This window comes from Azoarcus sp. TTM-91, from assembly GCF_012911025.1.
Classification (GTDB): Bacteria; Pseudomonadota; Gammaproteobacteria; order Burkholderiales; family Rhodocyclaceae; genus Azoarcus.
This window is the reverse complement of record NZ_WUEI01000150.1, coordinates 1-9,348: the sequence shown is the minus strand read 5'-3', so window position 1 is coordinate 9,348 and position 9,348 is coordinate 1. Positions and strand designations below refer to the sequence as shown.

Annotated in this window: 5 protein-coding genes; 3 read left to right on the top strand and 2 right to left on the bottom strand. The window is 71.1% G+C overall.

Annotated elements, in window-relative coordinates; genetic code table 11:
- Positions 1–250 precede the first annotated feature (250 nt).
- The 3 genes from GRF61_RS22105 (at position 251) to tldD (ending at position 6,507) form a co-directional block, all read left to right on the top strand.
- On the top strand, positions 251–4,159 hold the full coding sequence (locus GRF61_RS22105; protein WP_169152784.1) for a YhdP family protein: 3,909 nt from the start codon (positions 251–253) through the stop codon (positions 4,157–4,159).
- Entirely contained in the window at positions 4,156–4,977 is an 822-nt protein-coding gene (locus GRF61_RS22100) for a carbon-nitrogen hydrolase family protein (RefSeq protein ID WP_169152783.1), read from the top strand. Before GRF61_RS22105 ends, GRF61_RS22100 begins: the two co-directional genes overlap by 4 nt.
- Positions 4,978–5,061: 84 nt before the next feature.
- Positions 5,062–6,507 carry a metalloprotease TldD gene (tldD, locus tag GRF61_RS22095; RefSeq protein WP_169152782.1) on the top strand — a complete coding sequence of 482 codons (1,446 nt, stop codon included), beginning with the start codon at positions 5,062–5,064 and terminating at the stop codon, positions 6,505–6,507.
- 101 nt (positions 6,508–6,608) lie between these two features.
- Here the strand turns inward: tldD and GRF61_RS22090 are convergent, their stop codons facing one another.
- Both GRF61_RS22090 and mdtD read right to left on the bottom strand, forming a co-directional pair.
- Positions 6,609–7,826, bottom strand: coding sequence for an MFS transporter (locus GRF61_RS22090; RefSeq protein ID WP_169152781.1), 1,218 nt, complete (start codon positions 7,824–7,826; stop codon positions 6,609–6,611).
- Positions 7,827–7,960: 134 nt separating this feature from the next.
- Positions 7,961–9,348 (bottom strand): multidrug transporter subunit MdtD (gene mdtD / locus GRF61_RS22085; RefSeq protein ID WP_169152780.1); only part of this gene is annotated, 1,388 nt, incomplete at its 5' end.

Sequence of the window (9,348 nt, the reverse complement as noted above, 5' to 3'; positions counted from 1 at the left end):
GCTTGGGCGGGCGGCCGTTGGCCGGTTGCGGGGGCGGCGGCGGCCAGGCGAGGCGGCCCGCGCGGTAAAGGTGAGTAAAAGTGAGGCGGAAGTGTGTATCCGGCTGTGGGAGCGTACCGGTCTGGCGGGCGAAGATTGGTAGAATCCCGCGTTTGCCCGCCCCGCCAGGAACGGCGCGCGGTCGGGCGCTTCGCCGCTGGTTTGCCCGGATGGCGGGGATATTCAGCGGGCTGCCATAGTCTTTACCTCCATGAGCGAACAGGCCACCACTTCCGAAGCCGCGCCGGCCCCTGTCGGCGGCGGGCGGCTGCGCCGCTGGCTGCGGCGCACGGCCTATGCGTTGCTGGCGCTGTGGTTTCTCGCCGGCGGCCTGTTCCTGCTGGTGCGCGAGGTGGTGGTGCCGCGCCTGGGTGATTACCGCGAGCAGATCGCGGCGCTGGCCTCGCGCAACGTCGGCCTGCCGGTGCAGATCGAAGGCCTCCGGGGCGATTGGGCCGGTCTGCGGCCCCGGCTGCACCTCACCGGCCTGACCCTGCTGGACGAAGCCGGCCGGCCGGCGCTGCGCCTGCCGCAGGTGGACGCCACCCTGTCCTGGTCCTCGCTGCTGCGGCTGGAGCTGCGCTTCCACCGGCTGGAGATTTCCTCGCCGGAGGTGGCGGTGCGGCGCGAGGCCGACGGCGGCGTGGTGGTGGCCGGCGTGCGCCTGGGCGGTGGGCCGGCGGGCGGCGGCTTTGCCGACTGGCTGCTGGCGCAGCACCAGGTGGTGGTGCACGGCGCTGCGCTGAACTGGACGGATGAGATGCGCAGCGCGCCGCCGCTGGCGCTGAAGCAGGTCGAGTTCCTGCTCGAGCGGCGGCTGCTCGGCCACCGCTTCGCGCTGCAGGCGCAGCCCCCGGAAGCGCTGGCCTCCACACTGGACCTGCGCGGCGAGTTCTCCCACCTCGCGCTGGACGAGCCGGCGCAGACCCGCGGCCGCCTCTACCTCGCGCTGGAACGCGCCGACCTCGGCGGCTGGACGCCCTGGGTGGATTACCCGCTGCCGCTGCAGGGCCAGGGTGGGCTGCGCGCCTGGGTGAATCTGGACGGCGCCGAGCGCAGCGCGATGGAGGCGGAGCTTGCGCTGGAAGGCGTGGTCACCCGGCTGGGCGAAGACCTGCCCGAACTGCGCCTGCAACGCCTGCAGGGCCAACTGGCCGCCAGCCGCAAGGACGGCACGCTGGCGCTCTCCACCCGGCAGCTGAGCCTCAGCGCTGAAGGGCTGCAGATCGCCCCCACCGATTTCGCGCTGACGCTGGGCGAGGCCGGCGGCAGCCTGCAGGTGAACCAGCTGGACTTCGCCGCGCTCGCCGGCATCGCCGCCCACCTGCCGCTGGAAGACGGGGTGCGTAGCCGCCTTGCCGCCTTCGACCCGCGCGGCAGCGCCAGCAATGTGAAGCTGGAGTGGCGCGGCCAGGCGGCCGCACCGGAGAGCTGGAAGCTCGCCGCCCGCTTCGACGGCATCGGCCTGGCGGCGCGCGACAGCCTGCCCGGCCTCGGCGGCCTCTCCGGCAGCCTGGAAGGCGACGAGCGCAGCGGCCGCTTCCAGCTCGCCGGCCAGGACACCCATATCGACCTGCCGGAAGTGTTCGAGAACGCCCGCCTCAGCTTCGCCTCCTTCAAGGCCGACGGTGGCTGGAGCCGGCGCGACGGCCGCCTGGAGATCGCGCTGGATTCCGCCGGCTTCGACAACGCCGACGCCGCCGGCACCGCCTCCGGCCGCTACTGGCCGGAAGCCGGCGGGCCAGGCGAAATCGACCTGCAGGCCCGCCTCACCCGCGCCGAGGGCACCTCGGTGTGGCGCTACCTGCCGCGGGTGGTGAACCGCGACACCCATGAATGGGTGCAGCACGCCATCCGCCGCGCCGCGGTGCCGGATGCCCGCCTGCGGCTGAAGGGCAAGCTGCACGACTTCCCCTATCGCCAGGGCGAGGGGCAGTTCCTCGTCACCATCAAGGTGGCCGATGCCGAACTCGCCTACGCCCCCGGCTGGCCGGAGATCCAGGGCATTTACGGCGAGGTCCGCTTCGAAGGGCCGGGGCTGAAAGTGGAGGCGGCCAAGGCGCGCATCCTGGGCGTGAACCTGGCCAACGTGGTCGCCGAGGTGCCGGACCTGGACGCCCACGGCGGCGAGATCATGACCATCAACGGTCGCGCCGCCGGGCCCACCGCCGAGTTCCTGCGCTTCGTTTCCGGCAGCCCGGTGGCCGAGCGCATAAACCGCTTCACCGACGACATGCGCGCCGAGGGCAACGGCAACCTCGACCTGCGGCTGGTGATGCCGCTGCGTTCGGTGCGCGATACCACCGTGCGCGGCGACTTCCGCTTCGCCGCCAACCGCCTGTGGCTGGTGAGCGGCCTGCCGCCGCTGGACGAGGCCGCCGGCCGGTTGCGCTTCACCGCCGATCAGTTCAGCGTCTCCGAGCTGCAGGCCAAGGTGCTGGGCGAGCCGCTGCAGATGACGGCCAGCACCGGCGAGGACGGCAGCGTCGCCTTCGCCGTCTCCGGCACCGCCGGCGCGGCGGCGCTGCAGCGTGAATACGGCTGGCCAGTGCTGGATCACCTCTCCGGCGCCACGCCGTGGCAGACGCAGATCACCGTCGCCCGCAGCGGCACCAAGGTGAATTTCCATACCGACCTCGCCGGCATTTCCTCCAGCCTGCCCACGCCCTTCAACAAGCCGGCGACCGACAAATGGCCGCTGGCCGTGGTGGCGGATTACCCGGCAGGCAGTGCCACCTCCTCGCTGAAGGTGGATTTCGGCGAGCGCCTGCAGGCCGCCTTCGAGCGCAGTGGCGGCAAGGTGGTGCGCGGCGGCATCGGCATCGCCCAGCCGGCGCGCATGGCGGAGAAGGGCGTGATGGTGGCGGCGGTGGCCGACCAGCTGGACATCGACGCCTGGCGCCATGCCGTCGGCCTGGAGGGCGGCCAGGACAACGCCGGCAAAGCCGCCGACGGCGCTGCCCTGGCCGCCGCCATGCCGCTGGCCGGCGTCGCCCTGCAGGCGGAGCAGCTCAAGCTCTTCGGCCAGAGCCTGGCCGGCGTGCGCCTGCGCGCGGTGGCCGACCCCGGCGGCTGGAAAGCGCGGCTGGACAGCGACAAGGCGCAGGGCGATTTCGACTGGCGGGAGGCTGGCAACGGCTCGGTGATGGCCCGCTTCAAGCGCCTGGTCTACGAAAGCGAAGCCGAATCCGGCGCCGAGCATGCCGCCCAGCACAGGGGCACCGAGGTGGAACCGCCGCCGCGCTCCCTGCCGGGGCTGGACGTGGTGGCCGAGCAGTTCGTGCTGCGCGGCCTGGAACTGGGCCGGCTGGAAGTGAATGCCCGCAACCGCGGCGGCGAATGGCTGCTGGAGCGCTTCTCCGTCGCCAACCCGGACGGCCGCCTCGCCGGCAGCGGCGTGTGGCAGACGGCCGGCGCCCAGCGCACCCGGCTCAAGTTCAAGCTGGAAACCGACAACATCGGCCGCTTCACCCGCCGCATGGGCTACCCGGACACGGTGCGCGGCGGCCAGGCCACGCTGGAAGGCCAGCTCGGCTGGCACGGCGCGCCCACCCGCATCGACTATCCCTCGCTGGCCGGCGAAATGAAGGTGGAAGCCGGCGGCGGCCAGTTCAACAAGCTGGATCCGGGCGTCGGCCGCCTGCTCGGCATCCTCAGCCTGCAAGCGCTGCCGCGGCGGATCACGCTGGATTTCCGCGACGTCTTTTCCGAGGGCTTCGCCTTCGACCGCATCTCCGGCGACATCGACATCAACGGCGGCGTGATGCGCACCGAAAACCTGGAGATACGCGGCGCCGCCGCCCGGGTGCAGATGCGCGGCGCGGCCGACGTCGGCGCCGAAACGCAGGACCTGCGGGTGACGGTGCAGCCCACGCTGTCCGAATCCGTCGCCATCGGCGCTGCCGCCGGCCTCATCAACCCGGTGGCCGGCGTCGTCACCTACCTGGCGCAGAAGGCGCTCAGCGATCCCTTCGAGCGCCTGTTCGCCTACGACTACACCATCACCGGCACCTGGGACGACCCCAAGGTGGAGAAACTGGGCTCGACCGCCGAGAGTCTCATCCCGCGCCTGCCCGACACCTCCGGCCCTCCCGCCGCTTCGGAATCCGCCCGCCCATGACGACCGCCAGCCCCCGCATCGCCGCCCTCCAGACCGTGTCCAGCCCGGACGTGGCCGACAACCTGCGCATCGCCGCCGGCCTCATCGCCGAAGCGGCGGGCGCCGGCGCCCGCCTGGTGGCGCTGCCGGAATACTTCGCGCTGATCACTGCCGACGAGCGCGCCAAGGTGCGCCTGCGCGAGCGCGACGGCGAAGGCCCGCTGCAGGACTTCCTGCGCGAGGCGGCGCAGCGCCACGACGTCTGGATCGTTGGCGGCACCGTGCCGCTGGTGGCCGAGGCCGACGACAAGGTGCGCAACACCACGCTGGTCTACGACGAGCGCGGCGAACGGGTGGCGCGCTACGACAAGATCCACCTGTTCGGCTTCCAGCGCGGCGAGGAACGCTACGACGAAGCGGCCACCATCGAGCCCGGCCACCGCGTCGTCACCTTCGATTCGCCGGTGGGTCGCGTCGGCCTGTCGGTGTGCTACGACCTGCGCTTCCCCGAACTTTTCCGCAGCATGGGCGAGGTGGACTTGATCATCCTGCCCGCCGCCTTCACCTACACCACCGGCAAGGCCCACTGGGAAGTGCTGCTGCGCGCCCGCGCCATCGAGAACCAGTGCTACGTGATGGCGCCGGCGCAGGGCGGCAAGCACGCCAGCGGCCGCGTCACCTGGGGCCACAGCATGATCGTCGACCCCTGGGGCGAAGTGCTGGCCTGCCGCGAGGAAGGCGCCGGCGTGGCGATGGCCGAGCTGGACCCGGCGCGGCTCGCCGCGGTGCGCGCCAGCCTGCCGGCGCTGCGCCACCGCTGCCTGCAGGGCGGACAGTAGGACCGATTCCGGTGCATCATCCCAACGCATGATTCTTTTCGCGCCGCGCCGGTCCACTCCGGCGGCGCCACAACCGGACCTCTCATGAGCAAAGCCAAGAACCCCTTCAAAGTCGCCGAACGCACGCTGCTGCTTCCCTACGACCTCGGCGAGGCGGAGCTGGACAAAGTGTTCCGCAAGCTGATGAAGCACCGGCTGGACTACGCCGACCTCTACTTCCAGTACCACCGCTCCGAGGCCTGGAGCCTGGAAGAGGGCATCGTCAAGTCCGGCAGCTTCGACATCGAGCAGGGCGTGGGCGTGCGCGCCATCAGCGGCGAGAAGACCGCCTTCGCCTACTCCGACGACATCTCCCTGAACGCGCTGCTGGGGGCGGCCACCGCCACCCGCGCCATCGCCGACGCCGGCGGCCGGAGCAAGACCGCGGTGGCCGCCGGCAAGCCCGGTAAGCGCCTGTACCACGGCGAAGACCCGCTGGATTCGCTGGACGACACCGCCAAGGTCGCGCTGCTGGAGCGGCTGGAGGGCTACGCCCGCGCCGAGGATGCCCGCGTCACCCAGGTCATGGCCCACATCGCCGGCTCCTGGGAAGTGGTGCTGGTGGCGCGCAGCGACGGCCACATGGCGGCGGACGTGCGGCCGCTGGTGCGGGTGTCGGTCACCGTCATCATGGAAGACGGCACCCGCCGCGAGCAGGGCAGCGGTGGCGGCGGCGGCCGTTACGACTACGGCTATTTCAGCGACGAAGTGCTGCGCGGCTATGCCCGCGCCGCCGTGCATCAGGCCTCGGTGAACCTCGGCGCCGATCCGGCGCCGGCCGGCACCATGGCGGTGGTGCTCGGGCCGGGCTGGCCCGGCATCCTGCTGCACGAGGCCATCGGCCACGGCCTGGAAGGCGACTTCAACCGCAAGGGCAGCTCCGCCTTCTCCGGCATGATCGGCCAGCAGGTCGCCGCCAAGGGCGTCACCGTGGTGGACGACGGCACCCTGCCGGACCGCCGCGGCTCGCTCACCATAGACGACGAGGGCAACCCGACCGAGCGCACCGTGCTGATCGAGGACGGCATCCTCACCGGCTACATGCAGGACATGATGAACGCCCGCCTGATGGGCATGAAGCCCACCGGCAACGGCCGCCGCGAGTCCTATGCCCACCTGCCGCTGCCGCGCATGACCAACACCTACATGCTCAACGGCGACAAGGACCCGGCGGAGATCATCAAGTCGGTGAAGAAGGGCTTGTACGCGGTGAACTTCGGCGGCGGCCAGGTGGACATCACCTCCGGCAAGTTCGTGTTCTCCACCGCCGAGGCCTACCTGATCGAGAACGGCAAGGTCACCCGCCCGGTGAAGGGCGCCACCCTGATCGGCAACGGCCCGGACGTGCTCACCCGCGTCAGCATGATAGGCAACGACATGGCGCTGGACCCCGGCGTCGGCACCTGCGGCAAGGATGGCCAGAGCGTGCCGGTGGGCGTCGGCCAGCCGACGCTGCGCATCGACGGCCTGACGGTGGGCGGCACCGCCTGAGTCCCGGCCGCCGGCGGCGCGCAAGCCGTACAAGACAGAACGGCCCGGTCGATCCGGGCCGTTCGTTTTTTACGGTGCAGTATGCATGCGTGGGGGAAGCCTCAGGCCGGCTTCGCCACCGGGGTGATGCGCGCTTCGCGGATCGGCAGGTTCACCAGCGCGGCGGCGGCGGCCAGCGCCATGTCGGCGTACCACATCCACTGGTAATCGCCCTGCAGGGTGATGGCGATGCCGCCCAGCCAGGCGCCGAGGAAGCCGCCCACCTGGTGCGACAGCAGCGTCAGCCCGAACAGGGTGCCGAGGTAGCGCACGCCGAACAGCTTGCCGACGATGGAGGCGGTGGGCGGCACGGTGGACAGCCAGGTGAAGCCCAGGCCGGCGGCGAACAGGTAGAAGGTCAGCGCCGTCTTCGGGCTCATCAGGTAGATGGCGATCAGCAGCGCGCGCGAGCCGTACATCCAGAACAGCACATGCTTACTGCGGTAGCGCGACACCCAGTTGCCGGCGCACAGGCTGCCGACGATGTTGGCCAGGCCGATGATGGCCAGCGACCAGCTCGCCACGCCCGCCGGCAACCCGCACAGCGCCACCTCGCCCGGCAGATGGGTGACGAGGAAGGCGATGTGGAAGCCGCAGGTGAAGAAGCCGGCGTGCAGCAGCAGGTAGCTGCGGTCCGCGCTGGCCGACTTCACCGCCTGCCACAGCCCGGCTTCGCCGGCGGCGGCCGGCGCCGGCCGTGGCGCGGCGCGGCCGGTGAGGCTGCGGATGAGCGGCAGCGCCAGCAGCGTCATCGCCGCCATGGACCACAGCGCGCCCATCCAGCCCAGCGCCTGGATCAGCTTCTGCGCCACCGGTGCGAACACGAACTGGCCGAAGGAGCCGCCGGCGTTGATCAGGCCGGAGGCCGCGCCGCGCGCCTCCGCCGGCAGGCGCTGGGCGGCGGCGCCGATGAGCACCGAGAAGCTGCCGGCGCCGGAGCCCATGGAGGCGAGGATGCCCAGCGCCACCATCAGGCCGATGCCGCTGCTGACGAAGGGCGTCAGCGCGGTGCCCACCACCAGCAGCAGGATGGAGGCGATCAGGACCTTCTCCGGGCCATAGCGGTCGGCGGCGGCGCCAGCGATGGGCTGGATCGCGCCCCACACGAACTGGCCCACCGCCAGCGCCAGGCTGATGGTGGTGATGCCCAGGCCGGTGTCGGTGTTCATCGGCGAAATGAACAGGCCGAAGGACTGGCGGATGCCCATGGTCACCATCAGGATGCCGGCGGCCGACAGGGTGACGATCCAGGCGTCGCGGTGGGTCAGGCCACGAAACATCGTTTACCTCGGGAAGGGAGCGGGGCTGGGGAAAGGTGGGAGGCGCTGGCGGCCTCCGCGTCGAGCAATGATGATTGTCGTAATTTAACGTGTCAAGGCATGCCGGCTGGGGTGGCATGCCGGGGCGGGCCGCCTCATTCCAGGTCCGCCAGCTTCTGCTTCTCGGCGCTGGCGGTGCGGTCCGCGTCGGGCGCCAGCTGCCAGAAGATCCAGGCGGAGGCGATGGTGATGGCGCCCACGCACAGATAGGTGGCGTGGAAGGCGGCCAGGCGCCCGTCCGCGCCCACGTCCAGCCGCTCGGTGAACACTGCCAGCAGGGCGCCGGCCACCGACACGCCCAGGCTCATGGACAGCATCTGCACCATGGAGAGCAGGCCATTGCCGGCGCTGGCCTGCTCGCTGCCCAGGTCCTTCAGCGTCACCGTGTTCATCGCGGTGAACTGGATGGAATTCACCGCGCCGAAGCAGCCCAGCAGCAGCACATGCAGCCACAGCGGCTGCGCCGGCGCCAGCAGGGAGAAGGCGGCCATCGCCATGCCCAGCAGCGCGGTGTTGCCCACCAGCACGCGGCGGTAGCCGAAGCGCTGGATCAGCGTCGGTGCCAGCCGCTTGGAAAGGATGGCGGAGGCGGCCACCGGCAGCATCATCATGCCGGCCCGCGCCGGGCTGTAGCCCATCGCCAGCTGCAGCAGCAGCGGAATCAGGTAGGGCATGGCGCCGCTGCCGATGCGGGCGAAGAGATTGCCCAGCAGGCCGACGCTGAAGCTGTTGGTGTGGAACAGCTGCGGCGGGAACAGCGGTCGCGGATGGCGGGTGGCGTGTATCCAGTAGGCCGCCAGGTTGGCCAGGCCGAACACCAGCAGCACCAGCACCGGCGCGCGGCCCAGGCCGATGCCGGCCAGTCCGTCCAGCGCCAGCGACAGGGTGACCATGCCGAAGGCGAGCAGGCCGAAGCCGGTGAAGTCGAAGGGCGGCAGCGCGGCAGACCGCCAGTCCGCCATGTAGCGCAGGCTGAGGGCGCAACCGAGCAGGCCCACCGGCACGTTGATGAGGAAGATCCAGTGCCAGGAGGCGGCTTCGACCAGCCAGCCGCCCAGCGTCGGACCGATCAGCGGGCCGATCAGCCCGGGCACGGCGACGAAGCTCATCGCCTTGAGGAAGTGCTCGCGCGGAAAGCTCTTCAACACCGCCAGCCGCCCCACCGGCAGCAGCATCGCTCCGCCCACGCCTTGCAGCACCCGCGAGGCCACGAGTTGGCCGAGGTTGTGCGACAGCGCACAGGCCAGCGAGCCGGCGACGAAGAGGGCAAGCGCGGTGGTGAATACCCGCCGGGTGCCGAAGCGGTCCGCCAGCCAGCCGCTGGCGGGAATCGCCATCGCCATGGTCAGCGCATAGGCGATCACCACCGACTGCATGCGCAGCGGGCTCTCGCCCAGGCTCTCGGCCATCGCCGGCAGCGCGGTATTGACGATGGTGGCGTCCAGCGTCTGCATGAAGAAGCCGAAGGCAACCAGCCACAGGA

Excerpts from the sequence above, each read along its gene's own strand:
- tldD (WP_169152782.1), top strand. The coding sequence starts at position 5,062 with ATGAGCAAAGCCAAGAACCCCTTCAAAGTCGCCGAACGCACGCTGCTG.
- GRF61_RS22090 (WP_169152781.1), bottom strand. The coding sequence starts at position 7,826 with ATGTTTCGTGGCCTGACCCACCGCGACGCCTGGATCGTCACCCTGTCG.
- GRF61_RS22100 (WP_169152783.1), top strand. The coding sequence starts at position 4,156 with ATGACGACCGCCAGCCCCCGCATCGCCGCCCTCCAGACCGTGTCCAGC.
- GRF61_RS22105 (WP_169152784.1), top strand. The coding sequence starts at position 251 with ATGAGCGAACAGGCCACCACTTCCGAAGCCGCGCCGGCCCCTGTCGGC.